At 38.6% G+C, this 23,330-nt stretch carries 20 protein-coding genes; all 20 read left to right on the plus strand.

The features are described 5' to 3' along the window. The first annotated feature begins 32 nt into the window (after positions 1–32). The gene (locus BLS23_RS13075; protein WP_208599180.1) at positions 33–1,196 is read left to right on the plus strand and encodes an ester cyclase; all 1,164 of its coding nucleotides are present in this window, start codon (positions 33–35) and stop codon (positions 1,194–1,196) included. A gap of 48 nt (positions 1,197–1,244) precedes the next feature. Continuing rightward, a complete protein-coding gene (locus tag BLS23_RS13080) occupies positions 1,245–2,444 on the plus strand; it encodes an iron-containing alcohol dehydrogenase (RefSeq protein ID WP_089652989.1) in 1,200 nt (399 codons plus the stop codon). A gap of 13 nt (positions 2,445–2,457) precedes the next feature. After that, on the plus strand, positions 2,458–3,891 hold the full coding sequence (locus BLS23_RS13085) for an aldehyde dehydrogenase family protein (RefSeq protein WP_089652990.1): 1,434 nt from the start codon (positions 2,458–2,460) through the stop codon (positions 3,889–3,891). 90 nt (positions 3,892–3,981) lie between these two features. Beyond that, on the plus strand, positions 3,982–4,605 hold the full coding sequence (locus BLS23_RS13090) for a cupin domain-containing protein (RefSeq protein WP_089652991.1): 624 nt from the start codon (positions 3,982–3,984) through the stop codon (positions 4,603–4,605). After that, positions 4,605–5,333: an alpha/beta fold hydrolase gene (locus BLS23_RS13095; RefSeq protein ID WP_089652992.1), complete on the plus strand. Its 729-nt coding sequence runs from the start codon at positions 4,605–4,607 to the stop codon at positions 5,331–5,333. Before BLS23_RS13090 ends, BLS23_RS13095 begins: the two co-directional genes overlap by 1 nt. Continuing rightward, on the plus strand, positions 5,330–6,088 hold the full coding sequence (locus BLS23_RS13100; RefSeq protein WP_089652993.1) for an HpcH/HpaI aldolase family protein: 759 nt from the start codon (positions 5,330–5,332) through the stop codon (positions 6,086–6,088). The genes BLS23_RS13095 and BLS23_RS13100 overlap by 4 nt, the downstream gene beginning before the upstream one ends. 491 nt (positions 6,089–6,579) lie before the next feature. Then, entirely contained in the window at positions 6,580–7,800 is a 1,221-nt protein-coding gene (locus BLS23_RS13105) for a helix-turn-helix domain-containing protein (protein WP_341845047.1), read from the plus strand. Between the two features lie 218 nt (positions 7,801–8,018). Continuing rightward, positions 8,019–9,302, plus strand: coding sequence for a Zn-dependent hydrolase (locus BLS23_RS13110; protein WP_244157206.1), 1,284 nt, complete (start codon positions 8,019–8,021; stop codon positions 9,300–9,302). Positions 9,303–9,336: 34 nt separating this feature from the next. Beyond that, entirely contained in the window at positions 9,337–10,725 is a 1,389-nt protein-coding gene (locus BLS23_RS13115; RefSeq protein WP_089652995.1) for a YfcC family protein, read from the plus strand. A 639-nt stretch (positions 10,726–11,364) separates the two neighbouring features. Then, complete coding sequence (locus BLS23_RS13120; protein ID WP_089652996.1) at positions 11,365–12,858, plus strand: BglG family transcription antiterminator; 1,494 nt, start codon at positions 11,365–11,367, stop codon at positions 12,856–12,858. Then, on the plus strand, positions 12,848–13,294 hold the full coding sequence (locus tag BLS23_RS13125; protein ID WP_089652997.1) for a PTS sugar transporter subunit IIA: 447 nt from the start codon (positions 12,848–12,850) through the stop codon (positions 13,292–13,294). Before BLS23_RS13120 ends, BLS23_RS13125 begins: the two co-directional genes overlap by 11 nt. Then, positions 13,294–13,617 (plus strand): PTS fructose transporter subunit IIB, encoded by a 324-nt coding sequence (locus tag BLS23_RS13130; protein ID WP_089652998.1) that lies wholly within the window; start codon positions 13,294–13,296, stop codon positions 13,615–13,617. Before BLS23_RS13125 ends, BLS23_RS13130 begins: the two co-directional genes overlap by 1 nt. A 27-nt stretch (positions 13,618–13,644) precedes the next feature. Further along, on the plus strand, positions 13,645–14,097 hold the full coding sequence (locus BLS23_RS13135; RefSeq protein WP_089652999.1) for a fructose PTS transporter subunit IIA: 453 nt from the start codon (positions 13,645–13,647) through the stop codon (positions 14,095–14,097). A 167-nt stretch (positions 14,098–14,264) separates the two neighbouring features. Further along, positions 14,265–15,374 carry a PTS fructose transporter subunit IIC gene (locus tag BLS23_RS13140; protein ID WP_089653000.1) on the plus strand — a complete coding sequence of 370 codons (1,110 nt, stop codon included), beginning with the start codon at positions 14,265–14,267 and terminating at the stop codon, positions 15,372–15,374. Between the two features lie 154 nt (positions 15,375–15,528). Beyond that, positions 15,529–16,224, plus strand: a complete 696-nt coding sequence (alsE, locus tag BLS23_RS13145) for a D-allulose 6-phosphate 3-epimerase (protein ID WP_089653001.1) — start codon at positions 15,529–15,531, stop codon at positions 16,222–16,224. Positions 16,225–16,581: 357 nt separating this feature from the next. After that, on the plus strand, positions 16,582–17,586 hold the full coding sequence (locus tag BLS23_RS13150; protein ID WP_089653002.1) for a LacI family DNA-binding transcriptional regulator: 1,005 nt from the start codon (positions 16,582–16,584) through the stop codon (positions 17,584–17,586). A gap of 157 nt (positions 17,587–17,743) precedes the next feature. Continuing rightward, on the plus strand, positions 17,744–19,417 hold the full coding sequence (locus BLS23_RS13155) for a glycoside hydrolase family 13 protein (protein ID WP_089653003.1): 1,674 nt from the start codon (positions 17,744–17,746) through the stop codon (positions 19,415–19,417). An 18-nt stretch (positions 19,418–19,435) separates the two neighbouring features. Next, a complete protein-coding gene (locus tag BLS23_RS13160) occupies positions 19,436–20,674 on the plus strand; it encodes a sugar ABC transporter substrate-binding protein (RefSeq protein ID WP_089653004.1) in 1,239 nt (412 codons plus the stop codon). Between the two features lie 71 nt (positions 20,675–20,745). Continuing rightward, positions 20,746–22,020 carry a sugar ABC transporter permease gene (locus BLS23_RS13165; protein WP_089653005.1) on the plus strand — a complete coding sequence of 425 codons (1,275 nt, stop codon included), beginning with the start codon at positions 20,746–20,748 and terminating at the stop codon, positions 22,018–22,020. After that, a complete protein-coding gene (locus tag BLS23_RS13170) occupies positions 22,021–22,863 on the plus strand; it encodes a sugar ABC transporter permease (RefSeq protein ID WP_089653006.1) in 843 nt (280 codons plus the stop codon). Positions 22,864–23,330 lie beyond the last annotated feature (467 nt).

A 23,330-nucleotide genomic window follows, 5' to 3' on the forward strand; every position in this document is an offset into this window, starting at 1 on the left:
TGCGGATTCAAAAAAACGGAAGGAGCGTCTTTATGGAAAGTACAGAAAATGAGTTTATGAATCATGATAGAAACTTAAGTCATGACCGCGTTTATTATGGCGACACAAGTGAAGTGAATTCGGTCGGGTACGCGGATTATAATGAGTATTCTCAGAATAAAGAGAAAAAGCAGAGCATGAAAGGGTTCGATGAGAAATATTCGGATTTTGTAGACTATATCATGAATATCACTCATAACATCTGGGAGGAAAAAGGCATTGGCGTGATTTATGACACGTATCACAATAATGTCGTTATGCATACGGGTACCATTAATATCCATGGAATCAATGAAGTCGTATCCGGAACTTTACAAACCTTGCATGCTTTCCCTGACAGAAGATTGCTGGGAGAAAACGTTGTTTGGTCGGGGAATGACCAAGAAGGTTTTTACTCTTCCCATCGTATTGCATCAAAAGCTACGAATCTTGGAGATTCATCCTTCGGGCCTTCGACAGGGAAAAAAGCATTCTTCCGAACGATCGTGGATTGCTTCGTACATTCCAACCGAATCATTGAAGAATGGTTGATCAGGGATAATCTCTATATTGTTCAGCAGCTAGATCTTGATCCTGTTGAAGTCGCAAAACAATTGGCGAAAAAAACGAAGAACAAAAAGGTTTCATTGCAAACAAGGTTTGGGGCAAATGAAACAATGGAAGGCCAGTACATGCCGACCGCCTATATACCTAAATATGATGAGTTTGAAATCGGAGATTTTATTCTAGAACTCTATAACCACATATGGGAGCGGAGGCTGTTCAACAAGGTCAAAGATTTTTATATGGATCATTCGACCGTCCACTATATCTGTGACAAGGACTTGATTGGTACCCAACAAATACAAGGGATGCTTGTGAGTTTATTTGCATCATTTCCAAATGCCAAGTTCATTGTGGAAAGAGTGACTTGTAACGAACTCTCTGATGAAAAATGGGATGTGGCGGTCAGATGGAGGATGATGGGACTTCATGAGGGTATTGGATATTTTGGAGAGCCTAGTGGAAACCATGTGGAAATCCCAGGCATTAGTCATCTGAAAGTATATAACCAGAAGGTGGTGGAAGAATGGATTACCTTTGACGGCTTAGATGTACTACGGCAGGTGCACATGGATTCAGAGGATGATCATTTCCATTCAGAAGAAAGTGAGTAAACATGTATTGTTTTTTGAATGCGGATTCAAATAATAGGAGGGGATGAAATGTCAATGCAAACGATCCAGCCACAAGTGAAAACGGAAGACTTTCAGGATTTTTTCATGCCGGGGTATGTACGGTTCGGAGTGAATGCCAACCTCACTCTTGCAGAAGAAGTGACGAAACTAGATGCCCGTAAAATCACCCTTATCAGCGATAAAGGTTTGGAAAAAGTAGGAGTTGTACAGAAAGTTTTGGATCTACTCGCACCTCTAGACAAAGATATCACTACATTCACGGATATATCAGGGGAGCCAAGTTTTGATCTGCTTGCTCATTCGATTGATAGGGTGAGAAGGCATGAGAGTGACATGATTATCGGAATCGGAGGGGGAAGTGCTCTGGACGTAGCTAAAGCAACGGCAGCACTGGCGCATGAGGAGGACCTTTCTTTGTGCTTCAGCGGGCAAAAATCCATAGAGACACGAAACGTTAAATGCATTCTATTACCGACGACTTCAGGCACAGGTTCAGAGGTCACGATGAACGCCATCTTCGGTGATGAAGAACAAGAAGTTAAACGAGGATTAGTGAGTCAAAGTTTGTTGCCTGACGTAGCCATTGTGGATCCTGTCCTCACTTTATCTTGCCCTCCAAAAGTGACAGCCGCTTCAGGTGTGGATGCTTTCACCCATGCTCTAGAATCGTATGTCGCTGAGCGGGCGACTCCAATGACAAAAATGTATGCAGAAAAAGCGATGAAATTATTCGCTGCCAATATTCCGAAAGCCGTCCATAACGGAAAAGATTTAGAAGCACGAAAACAGATGAGCTGGGTTAGTCTACTTGCTGGTGTTTCCTTAGCTAATGCAGGAGTCGGTGCGGTCCATGCACTGGCCTACCCACTAGGTGGGAAGTACCATGTAGAACACGGGGTGGCGAATGCGCTACTCATGCCGTTTGTATTCGAAGTGATCGGGCAGTCCTGCATGGAAGAAATGGTAGAAGTGGCTTCATTTTTGCATCTGGGTGATTTTACAAACCATCCCCATCAAGCAAAAGGAGCGGTTGTCCATTACCTTTATGAGTTGTTAGAAACATTAAGCCTCCCTACCTCCCTATCAGAGCTTGGGATTCAAGAAGAAGATCTTCCGTTACTTGCAAAACAAGCATCAAAAGTTGATCGCCTTCTTTCAAACACGCCTTATGAACTAACAGAAAATCAAATATTAAAAATTTATGAAAATGCCTATCGTGGCCAATAAAGGAGTAGATGATTTGCAGAATACTACCATAAAAAAGTCATTGTTTCTCAATGGCAGTTGGCAGGAAGCAAACGAATATTATGAATTGACATCTCCATACAGTGAAGAATTGCTAGGATATATCCCATTGGCCTCTGAAAACGAGGTAAAACAAGCGATTATGGCAGCAGATGATGCTGCGAGTCAAATCAAGAAGTTGACCGCGTTAGAAAGGGCGAACATTCTCGAGAAAGTGTCTTCTCTTTTTGAAAAGCATGCAGAGGAAGCCGCTTTTATACTGGCTAAGGAATGTGCCAAGCCGTTGAAAGCTGCAAGGGGCGAAGTGGGCCGAACCATTGAAACTTACAAATTTGCTGCAGAAGAAGCAAAGCGTATTCATGGGGAAACAATTCCTATGGATGCAGCCAAAAGTGGGCGTGGACGGTTTGGTTATACCGTTCGTGAACCTGTTGGTGTGGTTGCAGCCATCACACCGTTCAACTTTCCTTTCAATCTTGTTGCTCATAAACTTGGACCAGCTATTGCCGCGGGCAATCCAGTAGTTTTGAAACCAGCAAAACAAACCCCTTTAAGTGCTTTGTTTACAGCGGACCTTTTTCAACAAGCTGGTTTGCCGGATGGTGCATTGAATGTTGTTACTGGAAAAGGCAGTGAGATTGGGGATTTGCTAGTGAAGCATGACAAAGTGAAATACATCACTTTCACTGGCAGTTATGAAGTAGGTCTTAGTATTAGGGAGAAAGCTAAGCTGAAAAAAGTGACGTTGGAGCTCGGGTCCAATTCAGCTGTAATCATTGATAGTACAGAAGATCTAGTGGGAGCTGCTAAGCGTTGTGTGGAAGGTGCTTTTGCCTATTCTGGTCAAGTATGTATTTCTGTTCAACGTATTTACGTACAAGAAGCGCTTTATGAAGATTTCATCGAAAGTTTTGTTAACGAAACAAAACAACTGGTATTGGGAGATCCCCTTTCAGAGGAAACAGACCTTTCTTCTCTGATACATCCCAATGAAACGGTACGGGTAGAAGAATGGCTGGAAGAAGCTGTTCAATCGGGAGCTTCCATCGTTGAAGGAGGGAAACGATCGGGGAATATGTTCATGCCGACCGTCCTCACTGGGACGGACCAGTATTCCCTAGTCAATTGTAAAGAAGCTTTTGCCCCTATTGTAACGATTACAAAATATAAAAAGTTGAATGAAGCGATCTCCTTAGTGAACGATTCAGAATATGGTCTTCAAGCGGGCATCTACACAGAATTTGTTAATAAAGCGTTTGAGGTGGCTGAAGAGTTCGAGGTTGGCGGCGTGATGGTCAATGATGTTCCGACATTCCGGGTAGACCAAATGCCGTATGGAGGAGTGAAAAACAGCGGCACCGGAAGGGAAGGGATCAAGTATTCTATCGAAGAGATGACAGAAATGAAGCTCATCACATTTAAATTATAAAATAAGTAGTTCCTCTCTACAGTTAGGGAGGGGAGTAGCCTCAGTCAAAATAACGATCAATGAATAATAGAATTAGAAAGGAAGGATTGTATGGAAAATCAACAGCCAAGAGTTAAAAAATCCGTAACTAATGAGGAAATGGAGAAAAACTGGATTGTTCGTTTTGATGAGTTGAAATCAAAATCGATTCCTTTAATGTTTATAGACAGCATCATCCCCGGACACCAACGATTGAATTATGCCTTAATCGGTGATACGGCCAGTGAAAACGACAAATATTCTCCGGAAATTACAGAACCCCATGGTTTTCAAATTGGAATGGTGAAGGCACCGCCTGGAAATGGCCCAGCCTTTCATAGCCACGATTATATTGAAGCCTTTGTTCCATTGACTGGAAAGTGGCGTTTTTATTGGGGAGATAGTCCAGAAGAAATAGAAGGGGAAACGATTATTGATCAGTGGGATATGATTTCTTTACCTCCAGGGTTATGGAGAGGATTTGAAAATATCAGCGAGGAAGATGCTTGGTGCTTTGCTGTCTTAGAACAACATAAAGTGTATGACGGGAAAGATCCATACTGGGCACCTGAAATCATTAAGCAAGCCTCGGAATTTGGATTCCATGCCGATGAAAAAGGAAAAATGATCAAACCTGATAACTTTGAAGAATTAGAGAAACAAATAGCTGAAAAACTTCGGGCTGGAGAAAGGTAATGGTTCACAAAACCCCACTACTCCTTCTTCCAGGCACCTTATGTGATGAACGTCTATGGAAGCATCAACTAGCAAGCCTTGACAACATTGCCGATATGACTGTCATTGACCTTACGGTAGCTACGTCTATAGAGGAGCTGGCTCAATCTGTATTGGATGAAGCTCCAGACACTTTTGCGCTTGCGGGATTATCCTTAGGGGGCATCGTAGCGATGGAAGTTGTCCGGCAAGCACCAGAGCGTGTCAGCAAAATTGCTCTTCTTAATTCGAATCCATATGCCCCCCGAGCTGAGCAATTGGAAACATGGGATCATCTCGAGCACTTGGTGGAACAAGGGCGGTTTATGGAAGTCCTCAAAGAGAAATTATTGCCTAATTTGATTCATTCCAATAGACAACAGGATGAGAGGTTAGTCTCGACCATAGTAAGCATGGCAGAAAACATTGGACCTGATGCCTATATACGTCAGCTTAAAGCTGTTTCTACAAGATCAGATGCGAGAGATAATTTAGAGCATTTCCAGTGCGATACTCTTTTATTGACAGGGATGCAAGATAACGTGTGTCCCCCGGCTTTTCATGAAGAAATGGAAGAATTAATACAAAACTCTACCTTGAAAGTCATTGATCAATGCGGCCATTTGAGCAGTTTAGAACGGCCGGAGGCAGTTAGCGAAGCTCTTCGTGCCTGGTTATTAGAAACACCCGAAGGGAGGAATGACTTTTGAAGAATCCGCTGAAAGAAAAATTGGAAAATGGTAAAAGTGTATTGGGTAGCTTTTTAGGTATCTATTCTCCCCCTCTAGTTGAGATGATCGGGTATGCTGGTTATGATTTTGTTGTTATTGATGATGAACACGGTGCCTTTAGCACAACTGAGTTAGAAAATATGATTCGTACCGCTGATTCCGTTGACCTTGTGCCAATTGTTCGTGTTTCCTATGATCAATCGAGTATACAGAAGGCATTAGACCGCGGTGCATTAGGTATCCAAGTACCGATGATCAATACGAAAGAAGAGGCAGAAGAAACAGTACAAAAAGCAAAATACCCTCCTAGAGGCCTGAGGGGAGCAGCATATTCACATCGCGCCGCTCACTATGGAAAAGAAAAAGGAAAAAAGTTTTTAGATGAATCAAATGAAGAAATTTTAGTCATTCCTCACATCGAAACTCTGGAAGCGGCAGAAAATTTTCACGAAATTATCAATGTTGAAGGGATAGACTTCCCTTTTATTGGAACCACTGATTTATCAGTCAATATGGGGTATAAAGAGGAAGGACCAAATCATCCGGAAGTTAGGAAAGTTGTAGAAAGAATTTACATGGAAGCCAAAGAGCGAAGTATTAAAGTAGGTACGGTTGCTAATGATGCGACTGGAGCTAACAAAGCTTACGATAAAGGTGCTTCTTATGTGGGAATTGTCGCCATAACGGTTATTGCAAATGCTTTAGGGGACGTTTTACAATCAACTAACAAATAGATCAATTTTCACATCTCTTTTTCTTTTATTTTTTATAATAGAAACCTCTCGATAGTTTATTATACTATTGAGAGGTTTATTAGTGTTTTATTAAATTGCAATTAGGTTTTCTGTCTATAGATTCACCTTATACTAGAATATTTCAAAATTCATTTTTTAAGCGTTGTTTTGTATTCTTCAAAAATGAATTGGTGTCGTCAATGAGTTTGTGCAATTACTATTACAACAACATAAGAGTTAGCTACAACAAACAAGAAGCCGACCTACTCCTGAGTCCAGTGTTTTATTACTAGTGGAATACTTTCATGTTATTATTGTACCCAATAGGCATCGTTGCCTGTAAAACCCAAGCTATTAGAGAGTTGGCTATTATGAAAATCAGATTAGGTTTAATAGGAGCAGAAGATAACCTGGGATTAATACAATCCATTGTAGACGAATACCCTGAGTTCAGTTGCCTGTCGTTCGTACATTCCGGGGAGGAAGAACTTGTGGAACATTTGGAATCGCACTCGCAAGATGTAGATGTATGGTTGTTCTCAGGATTTCTTCCCTACTCGACTGCAATAAAGTGGGGGAAGATCAGTCAACCGATGTATCATACGCCTTATACAGGTTCAAGTTTATATAAAACCCTCTATCATGTATTAAATAGCGAAGATATCAAGGCTGATGAACTTAGTTTTGATGCAGTTGATTCCTCTGAATTACATCCAATATTCGACGAGCTGGGGATGAAATATGACCCTTCCTATTTAGAGGAGTTTATTGATGAATCCGAAATCGATAATAGTCGAACCTATTTGGAGCATTACAAAAAGTCCGTGAGCAAATTCGTCCAGCATCATTATGATCTTTGGACTGATAATCACACTAAGGGGGCGGTAACCTGTGTGTGGGCTGTTTATACTGAGTTGAAACGCCTTGGAGTACCGGTTTTCAGGGTGACTCCTGCAAACTCGGCCATCAAATCTATTCTGGACATCATATTGAGAACTCATGAAATGATCCGTTTTAAAAATACCCAGATTGCCGTTCAAATGTTTGAAATTGACCCGTTTTCCGGCCTATCTACAGGAGTGTTCTCATCGGATGAAATCACTAATATCGAATTGAGAAATTCGCAGAAATTATTGAAATATGCGAAGAAAGTTCAGGGGTCGCTGAAAACTTCCGGTCCGGGGAGATATGTCATTTTTACGACTCGGGGGGAGCTTGATGCAATCACTGAAAATTTCACTGTTGTTCCGGAAATAGAAGAAATACTTCGAATCGGTAAACATGCCGTAACCTGTGGTATAGGGATAGGGTATTCAGCTTATGATGCGGAAATCAATGCGGGTAGAGCTCTGTTGAACGCTAAGGAGTATGGAGAAGGGACATGGATGGTCCTTTATGAGGATAAAACGATAAACGGGCCACTGGGGAGTGCGGAAAAGATCTCTTACTCTTATGCCTCCGCCGAACTCCAGGGAATAAGCGAGAAAACTTCCCTTAGCGTTTCAACGTTGAGCAAAATTAAATCCATTTTGAATAAATGGGGTAGACCTGAGATGACGGCACATGAATTAGCGCAGCAGATGCAAATCATGCCAAGAAGTGCACGAAGAATTATAGTGGCACTTGAAACCGGTGGGTATGCGGAGGTCGTTGGGGAAGAAAACCCATTTCCACGAGGGCGCCCAAGAAAAATATATCGCTTTTTTCTTTGACAGAAACAATTGTTTCTGTCTTTTTTTAATTTTTAGAATATTTACCATTGACACAAAAAGACAATCGACATAACATTAAGGACATAGCCATAAATGAACCGTATTTAAGAAGAAAACTATCTAGAAAGCGGATTCTGCAAGTTATCGTTTTGACACAGCAATAAGCCTAAATCACATGATGAGGGTTATAAAGTATGAATGAATGGGAGGAGAAGCAGATGGAAAAAAAACTGTTGAAAGATTTTGATCACCGCTTAAATTATTCCGGTGTAAACGGAAAACGGTTGGCTGCTAGAATCCAGGAAATATCTGAAATTGGAAGAGGTGAAAAAGGTAGTTCATACCGGATCGGTTTTTCCGAAGAAGAAAGAAAGGCGAAAACCCTTGTGAAGCAATGGATGGATGAAGCTGGTATGAACACGTGGGTCGATGAAGCAGGAAATGTTTTTGGGCAACTTTTAGGACGAGATGAAACTCTGCCAATTGTACTAGCCGGCTCCCATATTGACACGGTTCCAAACGGAGGCCACTTTGATGGCGTGCTCGGTGTATTGAGTGCTTTGGAGGTGGTAGAGGCTTGGAAAGAAATCGACTATGAGCCGATGAGGACCTTAGAAGTTGTGGTTTTCTCTGATGAGGAGGGGGCAAGGTTTAATCGTGGTTTTTCGGGAAGCAAAGCCGTAGTCGGAGACGTTGATGCGGAGGAACAGAAGTCACTGACTGATATTAACGGTGTACCTTTTGAAGAAGTTATGAAAAGTGTTGATTTGTCGGTCGGACGCTTCCCGGATGCCGAACGCAATTTACATGATATTAAAATGTTTGTTGAAGTTCATATCGAACAAGGCAAACAGTTGGAAAAGGAAGATGTCCCCGTAGGCATAGTAACAGGAATTGCAGGTCCTTGCTGGTTAAAATTCAATGTTCAGGGTAGAGCTGGCCATGCAGGAAACACACCAATGAACGATCGAAAAGATGCTTTGGTCGCTGCCAGTGAATTGATTTTTAACATTCCATCTCTTCCTGCACAGGTGAGCTCATCCGCCGTAGCAACTGTAGGGAAGACTCATGTTTATCCAAACGGAGTCAACGTAATCCCAGGCGAAGTGGAATTGTACGTTGATATTCGTGATATTCATGAATCCACGCGTGATAAACTCGTTGATCTGGTAATTGAAAAAGCTGAAGAAATAGTAGAAAAGCATGGGGTAAGCCTGGAATGGGAGGAGGCAACGCGTACGAAGCCCGTTCCAATCAAAGAAGTGTTTCAAAAGACCATGGCAACATCTGTTGAGAACCACGGAATAAGGCCTGTTTTCCTGCCGAGTGGAGCCGGGCATGACGCTATGATTTTGGGACGCCATGTACCGATTTCCATGCTGTTTGTAAGGAGTAAGGATGGAATCAGCCACAATTCGGAAGAGTGGTCATCGTTGAATGATTGCGTGCAGGGTATTCATGTTTTGAAGGACTTTTTAGAAAAAGTTACTCAAGAAGACTAGACCAAAAGCTCATTGGGAAGGTGTGTAATTTCTAATGTCAGAAAAGAAGAAAAGTTGGCTGGATCGGATTCCTCATCCATTAGCGTTGCTGTTTTATATCATTGTATTTGCAGGAATACTTACCTATATCATTCCAGCCGGTTCCTACGATAGAGAGGAAATCAATGATGCGACAAGGACGATTCCGGGAACATATGAGTTCACAGAAAGGACTCCCGTCAATCTGCTGGATTTATTTACAGCAATACCGCAAGGGTTCCAGGAGATCGCTAATATCGTTTTTATCGTTTTTGCTGCAGCGATGATGTTCGGGGTATTGGAAAAGACAGGTATGTTGGAGCGAACAGTTGGTACCTTTGTCAGGAAGCTGGGATTAGGCAGACGATATCTGGCTATCGTTATTATGACGTTTATTTACGGTCTGTTAGGGATTTTTGTTGGGTATGAAAATAATATCGCGCTTATCCCAATTGCCATATTGCTCAGCATTGCCATTGGTGGAGACGCTATTCTTGGGGCCGGAATAGGGATTGGCGGGGTGTCGATCGGCTTTGGACTATCCCCCTTCAATCCTTATACCGTCGGGGTCGGTCATCAAATAGCAGAGATGTCCTTATTTTCGGGGTGGGCCTTCAGAAGCGTTCTTGTCGTTCTGGTATTAAGTCTTCTAGCGGCATACAATGTGCGGTATTTCAAGAAGATTCAGAAGGACAGGGAAAAGAGTCTGGGGGATGATATCGATACAGATGACATGCAATTAACTCAGCCTCTTGACTCGTATAAAATGAGGAAAAAAGATATTGCCATGTTGCTAGTATTTGTGGCGGGGCTTGCCGTCATGTTATATGGTGTATTCACCAGAGGCTGGTACATCAATGAAATATCGGCTATATTTCTGATGATCGGTATTGCAAATGGACTTATTGCCCGCATGAACGGCAGTCAGATAGCCGGGACGTTTTCAAAAGCGCTTGAACCAAGTGCACTTGCTGCCATTTTGATTGGCGTCGCTCAAGGTATTCAAGTGGTTATGAATCATGGAAACATAAGTGATACTATTGCATACGGCCTTGTATCGGTACTTGAGCATTTGCCCGCCACCGTTGCCGCCATTTTTATGTCGATATCACAATCGATTATTAATTTATTTATACCGGGCGGAAGTGGGCAGGCACTTGTTACATTGCCGATCATGATCCCTGTCGGTGATATAGTCGGAGTTTCGCGACAGTCCACCATATCTGCTTTTCAGGTGGGTGACGGAATTACCAATCTTATCACTCCTACACTTGGAGGCTTGATGGCGATGCTTGGTCTATGCCGGGTTCCATATGGAAGATGGCTGCGGTATATCTTCCCTTTTACGATCATGGCATTTATCGTTTCGTGGATGGCATTGCTTATAAGTGTATTAATCAGTTAAGGATCAATTAAATTAACTTGGAGCTTTTACTACCATGCATAATCCATCGCAAACGTTGTATGAAGATTATTAGTCGAACCTTTTCATAAAAGGAAAAGTTGCTTTACTTTGTATCGAGTTGCAATATTTTGATGCTATAAGGCTAAAGAAATGATGAATCGAACTAAATCTACAATATTGGGCACATAAAAGAGGCCTAACCCCTGCTTTGCTAAATTGTTAACGTGGTGGGGGCAGGCACTTTCAATAGCAATTTAAAAATAACCCGCCTTCTATTTTTAAAAGGAGACGGGTTATTTTTTGTGATCATACTATTTATTCGTTGTAATAAGGTTAACTGATTAAATTGGTAAAGATACGATATCCGCCAGAATGGAAGGTGCCTGACCCCCACTACGCTAAAGTGTTAACGTGGTGGAGGTCAGGTACCTTTTTTTGTCAAGGGATTCGGCATTTTTTGTATTGGAGTTTTTTTAGGAAGAAGATGTGCTGATTTCTTTAATTTCATAAAGGATTTTGCAGTGGTTCCTTTCAATGAAATAGTATAAAATATCAAAAAAATGTCCGGTGCAACGGACATTTAAAAGGGAAGCGCTTTCTTAAACCTGAAGTACTATAGAAATAGCAAGGAGGGATGATGTGGGTTCCAAAGATAATCGTGAACAGAAGCTGCTACTGTTTCTTTCAAAAAATCAAGATTATGTTACTGCAGGAGATTTAGCAGAAATGCTCCAAACTTCTAAAAAGACAGTGTACCGTTTAATAAAGAAAATTAACGATGAGAGTCTAGATGACTCACTGATTGTCTCTGAAAAAGGACGGGGTTACAAACTAGATTACGAAAAATTTATTAACTATCAAAAAAGCAATAAGAAATACAAAGAAGACGATTTTTCTCCTGATGAGAGACGTAAAAGAATTATGGAAGAATTATTATTATCTTCGCCTAAACCTATAAATATCCACTACTTATTCAGTGACTATTATGTAGGGGAGTCCGTTATTTTTAAAGATGAACAGATCATGAGCGAAGAGCTTAAAAAGTACCATTTAGTTCTGGAGAGAAAAAACCGCACACTGGCTATATTAGGACAAGAAGTCAATATCAGGAAGGCAATCAAAGAAATTATTGAAATATTTAACATCATCGATATCGATGACTTAAAAACGAATCAGGAGCTTAATTTCAATAAGTATGATGTTTTGGTTATATTGGATCAATTAAGGCACATTGAAAAAGGTTTAAATATAACGATCCCTTATCCGTATAACGTCAATATCTTTTCTCACCTGTATATTTTGCTAAGTCGATCGAGAAAAAATCCGGCTTTTATATTTACAGATAAAGTGTCTCAAGAAAAAACCGAGAGTATGAAAAAAGACTTTGATTTCTATCAGGTTGCTAAATCTACCATCCATAATATGGAGCAATATTTAAATAATGCATTACCAGAAATTGAGGTTTATTTCCTTTATCAATATTTAGTGTCATCGAGGATGCAAGGAACTCTTGATAGCACATCGACCTTATCCTCCAGAGTGATCCAGGTGACTAAAGCTTACATTAATGAAATGAGTACGAGAATAGGTATAAATATAGACAATCAATCTATTTTTGTCGATTTGGCCAATCACATTAAACCAATGCTTAACAGATTAGAACATAACATTCGAGTTAAAAACAGCTTACTAAGCCAAATCAAAGTGACTTATGAAGGGATATTTTCCAGCGTGAAAAACGTATCTGAGTTTGTTAGTGAAGAATTTAACTTACCAGCAATAAATGATGATGAGAATGGTTTCATTACCCTCTATTTTGCAAAAATGATTGAAACGAGCCAGCACCAGCATCCTATCAAAACACTCATCATGTGCACGACAGGGATTGGAACATCAGAACTTTTAAAAGCAAAGGCAAAAAATAAATTCCCTGAGTTAGAAATTGTGGACGTAGTAGCATCACGAAATATGCAGGCTTATAAAGAAAAATACTCAGACATTGAATTAATCCTGAGCACTGTACACATCGAAGAGGATATACCGATTCCATATTTATTAGTGAGCGCCATGTTTACCATTGATGATCAGAAAAGGCTTCAGAAAAAGATAGAGGAGATTTTTCATGAACGGTAATTCATTTATTCAAATTTATTTTGACAGCGATTTAGAAACAAAAGAAGAAGTATACGACTTTATTTCAGAAGTCGCTTGTGCTCAAGACTCTTGTCAACAAAAACATGGTATTATTTATCAATTTAATGAACGGGAAAAAGCCGGGAGTCCTTTAATAGCGGAACATGTTTTGCTGCCTCATATCGAAAGTGAGCATGTATTAGAAAGTAGAATACTATTTTTCCGGTTAGCCAATCCCATCCGATGGGATGAGACTATAGAAGACATTCGCCTGATTATTGCTATTTTACTGAAGAAGGATGAAGAAGAAGCAATGAAGAAAAAAATTGCTGCGTTCACCAGGTCTTTAGCTGATGAAGGTTATGTGGATCGATTATTAAATCTAGAAGAAAAAAAATTTCAAAAAGAAATAATCAAATTTCGGGAGGAATCATAATGAAAATAGTTGGAGTTGCAGCATGCACAGTAGGAATCGCACATACGTACATTGCACAAGAAAAAATGGAAAACGCAGGAAAGAAAGCAGGCCACGAGATTGCCATAGAAACACAAGGGACGATCGGGACAGAGAACGAACTTTCTTCTCAACAAATCCAGGAAGCCGACATTGTTATCATGGCTGCGGATGTGAAAATAGCCGGGCGCGAACGGTTTGAAGGTAAGCGTATCATTCAAGTACCAACAGAAGTTGCGGTGAAGTCACCTAACAAGCTGATCAAAAAAGCAGAAGAAGTACTGAAGCAGAAACAGGCACAATAAAAATCTATCCACGTCGAGGTGCAACCAATGGAGATAAGCGAAATTTTGAATGACCACACAATCAAAACAAATATGAATGCCCAAAATAAAGAGGATGCTTTAAACGAGCTGGCAAATTTGCTTTTGGAAAATGAGTATATTACCGATGTGAAAAGCTTTATGAAAGACATCTATGCCAGGGAAGAAAAAGGACAAACAGGCATTGGGAATTACATTGCTATCCCTCATGGAAAAAGTAATTTTGTGAAAGAAATAGGAGTGGCGATAGGGATCAATAAGAGCGAAATCCCATGGGAATCCCTGGATGGTAAAGGAGTCAAAGGAATTATTCTTTTTGCTGTCGGTAATGACAATGAAGGTGCACAAAACCACCTAAAAATATTATCCTTATTTGCAAGAAAGTTAGGCAATGATGAAGTGATTGAAAAATTGTTACAGTCAGAAAAAACCGAAGATGTAAAAAAAGCTTTTTGTAATTAAAAGGATTACAAATAATTATTTAAATAATATAGCGGTATATCTTTATATGATTGAAATTTTTTACAATTCACATAGAAATGCATAGCACCACAAGGAAAAATAATGAATGAACAGCAGAATCAAAGGCTGTTCATTCAACAAATAAGAATTGAGTAGGGGGATGAAAAATGAATAAACTTAGGGAATTAAACCTTAAAGGTCATTTATTGACAGCGATTTCATATTTAATTCCAATTGTTTGCGGAGCCGGTTTTTTAATTGCAATTGGTATGGGCTTCGGAGGCACTAGTATGGATCAATTAGTGCCAGGTGAATTTTCTATCTGGGATGCTTTAGCGACAATGGGAGGCGCTGGACTCGGTTTACTACCTGTCGTCATAGCTACTGGTATATCTTACTCCATTGCAGGAAAACCAGGGATAGCTCCAGGTTTTATTATCGGCTTAACTGCTAACGCAATCGGCGCCGGTTTCATTGGAGGAATTTTGGGAGGTTTCTTATCCGGTTATCTTGCCATATCTCTTATTAAGTACTTCAAAGTCCCTAAGTGGGCTAAAGGACTAATGCCAACTTTAATTATTCCATTCTTTACTTCCTTAATTGGCGGTTTAATCATGGTTTACATTATTGGTGCTCCAATTGCTGCTTTTACTTCATTATTAACGAATGCATTAGAGAGTTTAGGTTCTTCTTCCTTGTTAATGTTTGGTGGAGTTGTCGGACTATTGAGTGGAATCGACTATGGCGGACCCATTAACAAAACGGTGTTTGCCTTTGTATTGACATTGCAGGCAGAAGGTATCAATGGACCAATTACAGCTTTACAGCTAGTAAATACAGCGACACCGATCGGTTTTGGATTAGCCTTCTTTATAGCAAAGGTTTTCAGAAAAAATATCTATACACCGGTAGAAACGGAAGCATTGAAATCAGCTGTACCGATGGGCTTCATTAACATTGTCGAAGGTGTAATTCCAATCGTAATGAACGATATTGTCCGCTGTTTGATTGCAACAGCTGTTGGTGGAGCTGCTGGTGGAGCGGTGTCGATGGTGCTTGGAGCGGATGCAACTGTACCGTTTGGTGGCGTATTAATGTTACCGACGATGACCAATCCATGGACAGGTGTGGCAGCACTAGTAGTGAACATTCTTGTAACAGGATTTACCTTAGCTTTAATTAAGAAACATAAGTCTGAAGAGGAACTCAGCTTAGATACAGAAGATAATGAAGATGATGAAGAGGATATTGATTTAGATGATATTAAAGTGATGTAAGATCAAAGGCGAGTTTAATAAAAGGAAATTCTTCTGAGATACAGCAAATGGAGGAGCAGGGAGCTTATTAGACTCTTGAATGCTTTAGAGCTGATGGAGGAGATGGCGACTTAGGATCAGAAGACAGAATTAAACAGAAGGAGAATAATTAATTATGAGAAAAGTAGAATTTTCCCCATCATTAATGACAATGGACTTAGATAAATTCAAAGAGCAAATTACTTTTTTAAATCATCATGTAGATTCTTATCATATTGATATTATGGATGGGCATTATGTTCCCAATATTACATTATCTCCGTGGTTTATCGAGGAGGTCAGAAAAATAAGTGACTTACCTATTTCTGCCCATCTTATGGTGACGGATCCAAGCTTATGGGTTCAGAAGCTAATTGATATAAAATGCGAATGGATTTGCATGCATGCAGAAGTACTTGATGGCCTGGCTTTTCGGTTGATCGATCAAATACATGACGCCGGGTTGAAAGCAGGAGTTGTGTTAAATCCGGAAACTCCTATTGAGACGATTTTCCCTTATATTGATTTAGTCGATAAAATTACAATAATGACCATTGATCCAGGGTTTGCAGGACAACGTTTTATCGAGAGCACGTTAAATAAAATTGTAAATTTAAGAGAGTTACGGGAAGAAAAGGGTTATCAATACGTCATTGAAATGGACGGATCATCCAATCGAAAATCATTTAAAAGAATTGATGCAGCAGGTCCTGATATTTATATCGTTGGTCGTAGCGGTTTATTTGGGCTAGATGAAGACATAAAAAAATCGTGGGAAATCATGAATAAAGATTACGAGGAGATGACCGGTAAAGAAATCTCATACTCTTAATGCTAGTTTTCGGTAAAGTTGAACACCCCGGATAAGTATGTAATGAATGTATAAGTTGTATGCTAATTTAAGAAGCCTCTCACGGGTTCAATTGAACTTGCGAGAGGTTTTTTATTAGCTTTTTTAGGATACGCGAAGGCTTGTGGTAAGCACAACAATTAATCTTTAAAAAAGTTGCCTGACCTCGACTGCGCTAAAGTGTTAACGTGGTGGGGGGCAGGCACCTTCTCTTAGTTTGATGAACGTTTTATGTTTCGGTTAGCTACAAAAAGTGAAGGGTGAAAAAAGTATTGAAAGGGTTATCATTTTATGATAAGTTATTACGTAACCGGTTACGTAAAAGGGAGAATACGACTTATGGCTTATACAATTAGGGATGTTGCAAAAAAAGCAAATGTTTCAACGGCTACCGTATCTAGAATATTGAATGACTTAGGCGGCTATTCTGATAAGACAAAAATGAAAGTATTAGACGTTATTCAAGAATTAGAGTACTTTCCTAGTGGCATTGCTAGAGGACTAACTAATAACAGAACACATACCATAGGTGTATTAGTGCCAAATTTAACGAGTTCACTCATAGCTGAGTTTTTAACCGGTATTGAATCAGTTGCACACAAGGTAGGTTCCAGTGTAATAGTTTGTCATACTGAATCACAAGGGATAAAAACAATGAAGTATCTTCAGTTATTGCATGAAAAGCGAATTGATGGACTAATCATAGCAAGTACAGTACTAAAAGAAGAATATTATGATTATATTGTTAAAATGAATGTCCCTTTAGTTCTTTTATCTGCTTATTCTGAGTTCCCGGTCCCATATGTTATTGCAAATGATCATCAGGCAGCATACTCGGCTACCAAACATTTAATACAAAATGGACATAGTAAATTAGGGATGATAAGTGGAAATAAAGAAGAATGGATTGCTGGTAATACCATTCCACGTGTAGAGGGCTTTAAAAGAGCTCTATCTGATTTCAACATACCAATTGATGATCGTTGTATAGAATACGGGAGATTTTCTATTGAGGATGGGGTTAAGTCTCTTAGGAAGTTATTAAATCGAAATCCTGATCTTACAGCTATCTTTGCTGAAAATGATGAAATCGGTATAGGTGTTTTGTCTGCTGCTTTTGAACTAGGAATTAGTGTTCCTAAGGATATTTCTGTTATAGGTATGGACGATATAAATTTGTGTAAATTTATGAATCCACCCTTGTCTTCTATTTCACTTTCACATAATGAGATGGCCGAAGAGGCTGCAGGGATGATCTTTAAAATGATTGAATCAGGTTCAAAGGTGGAAAACAGTATACTTGGCCATCAACTTGTAGAGAGACAGAGTGTACGTTCTCACTAGTCTCTCTTTTAATAGGAATTCAACGTAACCGGTTACGTAATAAAAAATAGTAAGGATGATAAATATCTAGATTACTGGATAATTTTTTTATAAATATTACGTAACCGGTTAAGTAAGTCAGAAAATATAGTAGAAGATACTTGAGGAGTGAATAATCTTGCAACAAAAGTGGTGGAAAGAAAGCGTAGTTTATCAAGTTTACCCAAGAAGTTTTATGGATAGTAATGGTGACGGTATCGGGGATATACAAGGGATTATTCAGAAATTGGACTATCTTAGAAATTTGGGAATAGATGTTATTTGGATATGCCCTATGTATAAATCACCCAATGATGACAATGGCTATGATATTTCCGATTACCAAGACATTATGGAAGAATTCGGGCGTATGGAAGACTTTAATGAATTGTTAGAAGAAGTCCATATACGCGATATGAAACTAATCATGGATTTAGTTATTAACCATACAAGTGATGAACATCCTTGGTTTATTGAATCAAGTTCTTCAAAAGAAAATTCTAAACGGGATTGGTACATTTGGCAAAAAGGAAAAAACGGTCATCCCCCGAATAATTGGGAGTCAATCTTTGGAGGATCAATATGGGAATATGATGAAAAAACAGAAGAGTACTATATGCATTTATTTTCAAAACGACAGCCTGATCTGAACTGGGAAAATCCAAAGGTACGTAATGCTTTGTACAATATGGTGAATTGGTGGCTTGATAAAGGAATAGACGGCTTTCGTATAGATGCTATCTCTCATATAAAACGGCAACCGGGCTTCCCTAATATGCCTAACTCAGAAAAATTAGATGTAGTACCTGCTGCAAAATATACGACTAATGTAAAGGGTATAGAAAACTTTTTAAGTGAATTCTCAGATAAGACTATAAAAAATTATGATGTCATGACAGTGGGAGAAGCAGGAGGAGTATCGGTGGAGGATTCAGAATTTTGGGTCAGTGAAGATAATGGCTGCTTTGATATGATATTTCAATTTGATCATGTAGATCTATGGGATAAAGGTACCCAGAATAATAAAGATATCTTAGGGTTCAAACAAGCGTTAACAAAATGGCAAGAAGGATTGCAGGGTAAAGGCTGGAATGCTTTATTTCTAGAAAACCACGATCTTCCAAGGAGTGTGTCATGTTGGGGAGACGAGGAACATTATTGGAATGAAAGTTCTAAAATGCTTGCAACTGTTTATTTTTTGATGCAAGGTACTCCTTTTATCTATCAAGGTCAGGAAATTGGAATGACTAATGTTAAGTTTGACAATATTGAGGACTATAATGACGTTGGAATGTTGAATTACTATAAATTAAAAAAACAGGAAGGAAGGTCTCATGAAGACTTAATGGAAGTAGTTTGGTCTAAGTGCCGTGATAATTCTAGAACACCGATGCAGTGGAACTCCGATGATAACGCTGGATTTTCAACATCAAAAAGTACGTGGTTAAAATTAAATCAAAACTATGTTTCTATTAATGTCGATGCTCAAATGGAAGAGGGGAATTCCATTTTAAATTATTATAAAGATTTAATTCAACTCAGAAAGAAACATAAATTATTCGTCTATGGTTCTTACCAGTTATTATTACCTGATCATCCTGAGATTTTCGCTTACTTAAGAGATTTTGAGGGACAGAAAGGTTTGATTATATGTAATATGACTGACAGAAAAACGGACTTTGAATTACCAAGTGACCTTAATCTCCATCAAGCTTCTCTTGAACTTACAAATTATTCTAAAAAACAAACCACCTTAAAGAAAAATATGACGTTTGAACCTTTTGAGTCATGTGTCTATATGTTTAATAAATAACTCTAGGGAGGAAACAAAATGTTAAATAAAAGTTATGTATCTGCAGGGTTTTTGATATTAGTCTTTTCGATATTTTTAAGTGCTTGTGGGCCGCAACGAGAAGTAACACAAAATGAAGTAACACAGGGAGAACCCGAAAAACCTGAAGAGTTAACATTATGGGCATGGGAAGATACTAAAGCAGCATTTCAAAACATTGGAGATAAATATACAGAAGAAACAGGTATTAAGGTAAACGTAGTGGCTGCAGAAAATGCTGATATCTCTCTAGATGCTCCTGCAGGAAGAGGGCCAGATCTCTTTTATGAAACACATGACCGAATTGGAGACGCTTACTTACAAGGACTAGCAGCAGAAATTGAATTAACAGATGAGCAATTAAAAGGATACCAAGAATCAGCAATGGAAGCATTCACGGTAGATGGCAAGCTTTTAGGTATTCCATCTTCAGTTGAAACTATTGGCTTATTTTATAATAAAGAACTCGTTCCTGATCCCCCCAAAACAATAAAAGATATTAATGAAATTGCTGAACAGTTAACAAACGCTGACCAAAAGGAATTCGGATTTTTAAATATCACCTCTGATTTTTACCCTACATTTCCATTCTTGACTGCAGCTGGAGGGTATGTTTTTGGGGAAAATGAGCAAGGAGGATACGATACTAGTGATATCGGTTTAGCAAGTGATGAAGTTGTTGAGGGGGCGGAAATTATTCACTCATGGCATGAAAATGGATATATCCCAGAGAGCCTTACCTACGATGTAATGAATGGATTATTTCGGGACGGAAAAGTTGGAGCAATTATTTCAGGACCGTGGGGGATTCCAGATTTTGAGAAGGGGTTAGGAGATAAATTAGGAATCGCTCCCCTACCCACTTATAATGGGGAACATTTACAATCATTTTTAGGGGTGAAAGGATTTGCAGTCTCAGAATATAGTGAAAGTAAATATTGGGCGAAAGATTTAGGGTTATTTATGACAAATGCAGTAAACTCTAAGTCTCTGTTCGAGGATACTAAACGTCTTCCGGCACGGGAGGATGTGAGTATTGAAAGTGAACTCTATCAAGGAATTCAAGAACAACTTCAACATGCTAAGCCTACTCCAAATATTCCAGCAATGGCTCAAGTCTGGGAACCGATGGGAGATGCTTTAGTATTCATTACTCAAGGGGAGAACCCTAAAGAAGTATTAGAGGAAGCTGAAGCATCCATAAAAGAGCAAATATCACTGCTAGGTGGGAATAACTGATAAGTCCTCAAGTCTGGTTAAAGAATGTCTTTCACATTCTTTAACCAGAGAATAAAAAGGTGGTGTAAAAAATGAGTAAGCAAAAGCACAATCCAATGATAGCAGTTACAATATCCATCGTTCCTGGACTAGGACAATTGTATAATCGTCAGTTTATAAAAGGGACAACATTTTTATTACTAACCATTGCTTTTGTAGTATCCTTTTATCAATTTTTAAATATAGGATATTGGGGACTCTTAACTTTAGGGGAAATCCCTGGACTAGATGATTCACGTGTTTTACTTGCTCAAGGGATCATATCTCTTATAATAACTGGGTTTGCAATAACCTTTTATGTATTGAATTTAATAAATGCCTATAAAGAAGCTGTTAAAATCAAACATGGAAGAAAAAATGATGATTTGCGAAAAAGCTTCAAAGATGGTTGGGATAAAAGTTTTCCATACGTGCTAGTAGGACCAGGACTATTTTTATTGATTTTTGTTGTTGTTTTCCCACTACTATATATGATCCTTTTAGCATTTACTGATTATAATTTATATAATTCTCCCCCCAAAAATTTATTGAATTGGGTAGGGTTTGAAAACTTTATTTCATTAGTAACAGTACCAATTTGGCGGAGTACATTTTTTAGTGTTTTTTCATGGACAGTTATATGGACATTAGTCGCTACCACTTTACAGATAGCATTAGCACTAATCCTAGCTATCTTTGTGAATGACCCTAGAATCAAATTCAAGAAGTTTATTAGGACAGTGTTAATATTACCCTGGGCTGTACCAGCATTTGTCACTATATTGATCTTTGCTGCCCTTTTTAATAATGATTTTGGTGCCATTAATAACGATATCTTAGGCCCGCTTTTCAATCAAGCGATTCCCTGGATGACAGATCCATTTTGGTCCAAAGTTGCGTTGATAGGTATCCAAGTCTGGGTAGGCTTCCCTTTTGTATTCGCCATATTTACAGGGATACTTCAAAGTATATCGAAAGATTGGTATGAGGCAGCAGATATGGATGGAGCCTCGAGTTGGCAAAAATTTAAAAGTATCACATTCCCACAAGTAATGTTTGCCACTGCACCAATTCTTATCATGCAATATGCAGGAAATTTTAATAATTTTAATATAATCTATCTCTTTAACCAAGGTGGCCCTGCTGTAAGGGGACAGAATGCTGGTGGTACGGATATTTTGATTTCATGGGTTTATAATTTAACTTTTGAAACTCAAAATTATAATATGGCAGCAGCAATATCGATAGTTATAGGTTTGATAATTGCCGGATTTGCTTTCTATCAATTCAGGCGCACACGTTCCTTTAAAGAAGAGGGGGAGATGTAAGTGACTAGAAAGACTAAGAGCAACCTTCAAGTAATAGGAATGTATTTGTTTATTGGAGTCGTCTTTGTCTTCATTTCCTATCCGTTGTTATGGACATTAGGTTTGTCTTTAAACCCAGGAACAAGCTTATATGGGTCTACAATGTTTCCAGAAAACTGGTCGTTTGTACATTATAAGTGGCTCTTTTTTGATCCTAGCAGTGATTATTTACTTTGGTATAAAAATACATTAATTGTAGCAACTATCACATCAATTTGTTCTGTAATAGTTGTTTCTCTTATCGCATATGCTTTTTCTAGATATAATTTTATAGGGAGAAAAAACGGTATATATACTTTTTTGTTGTTACAAATGTTCCCTGTACTTATGGCGATGGTTGCCCTTTATCTGCTATTAAATTTGGTTAATATGTTAGATACATTAACAGGTTTAATATTAATTTATATTGGAGGGGCAATTCCAATGAATGTATTTTTAGTAAAGGGTTATTTTGATACTCTCCCGAGAGAATTGGATGAGTCAGCTAAAATAGATGGAGCAGGACATTTTCGTATATTTTTTACAATTATGCTCCCCCTTGCAAAACCTATCTTAGCGGTAGTTGCCTTATTTAATTTTATGACGCCGTTTATGGATTTTATTTTGCCAAGTATAATATTGAGAAGTCCAGAAAATTTTACTTTGGCTTTAGGGCTCTTTAATTTTATTAATGAACAATTTGGTAACAACTTCACTCGATTTGCTGCTGGTGCAATATTAATAGCAATACCTATTGCAGCTGTATTCTTATATCTTCAACGTTATCTAATATCAGGATTAACTTCAGGGGCAACTAAAGGTTAGATTAAAGTATAGAGTAAAGTAAATTAAGTGGATTTCTTAAATCTATGTCTCAAATATTAAAGCCTCTTATGAGTCTTGGAACTCTAAAGAGGCTTTTTCTTTTAGAGGTTATATACACAACCTATCGGAAAAAAGATCTGTTTATAACTGGAGGTTAACTGAAAACGTTTAAAAAAACTGAGGTGTAGCTATATCATGATCATAAGATAACTGATCTCAAGACCTGTTTTTAGATAAAAAAATGTCATACTTAATGACATACTAATGTTAATTATTCTTTAGATACTAATCCATAACGGAGATAACTTCAGCCCTTATATAAAACAGGTTTCGCTCTTTATAACTAGCTATTTTGTTGTATTTATCCCGGCGAAACTATGGGCGGCATGATGTAAGTATTCCCTAAAGCTATGTCACAAGTTAATCAAATAGTCATATAAAATGACTTAGACTGGTATGTTATAAAA

Origin of the sequence: Halobacillus aidingensis, from assembly GCF_900104185.1 — a bacterium.
GTDB lineage: Bacteria > Bacillota > Bacilli > Bacillales > Halobacillaceae > Halobacillus > Halobacillus aidingensis.

Bases quoted from the DNA above. Each gene is read 5' to 3' on its own strand.
- BLS23_RS13165 (WP_089653005.1), top strand. From the start codon at position 20,746: ATGAGTAAGCAAAAGCACAATCCAATGATAGCAGTTACAATATCCATC.
- BLS23_RS13110 (WP_244157206.1), top strand. From the start codon at position 8,019: ATGGAAAAAAAACTGTTGAAAGATTTTGATCACCGCTTAAATTATTCC.
- BLS23_RS13090 (WP_089652991.1), top strand. From the start codon at position 3,982: ATGGAAAATCAACAGCCAAGAGTTAAAAAATCCGTAACTAATGAGGAA.
- BLS23_RS13075 (WP_208599180.1), top strand. From the start codon at position 33: ATGGAAAGTACAGAAAATGAGTTTATGAATCATGATAGAAACTTAAGT.
- BLS23_RS13095 (WP_089652992.1), top strand. From the start codon at position 4,605: ATGGTTCACAAAACCCCACTACTCCTTCTTCCAGGCACCTTATGTGAT.
- BLS23_RS13125 (WP_089652997.1), top strand. From the start codon at position 12,848: ATGAACGGTAATTCATTTATTCAAATTTATTTTGACAGCGATTTAGAA.
- BLS23_RS13115 (WP_089652995.1), top strand. From the start codon at position 9,337: ATGTCAGAAAAGAAGAAAAGTTGGCTGGATCGGATTCCTCATCCATTA.
- BLS23_RS13150 (WP_089653002.1), top strand. From the start codon at position 16,582: ATGGCTTATACAATTAGGGATGTTGCAAAAAAAGCAAATGTTTCAACG.
- alsE (WP_089653001.1), top strand. From the start codon at position 15,529: ATGAGAAAAGTAGAATTTTCCCCATCATTAATGACAATGGACTTAGAT.
- BLS23_RS13160 (WP_089653004.1), top strand. From the start codon at position 19,436: ATGTTAAATAAAAGTTATGTATCTGCAGGGTTTTTGATATTAGTCTTT.
- BLS23_RS13130 (WP_089652998.1), top strand. From the start codon at position 13,294: ATGAAAATAGTTGGAGTTGCAGCATGCACAGTAGGAATCGCACATACG.
- BLS23_RS13080 (WP_089652989.1), top strand. From the start codon at position 1,245: ATGTCAATGCAAACGATCCAGCCACAAGTGAAAACGGAAGACTTTCAG.
- BLS23_RS13135 (WP_089652999.1), top strand. From the start codon at position 13,645: ATGGAGATAAGCGAAATTTTGAATGACCACACAATCAAAACAAATATG.
- BLS23_RS13140 (WP_089653000.1), top strand. From the start codon at position 14,265: ATGAATAAACTTAGGGAATTAAACCTTAAAGGTCATTTATTGACAGCG.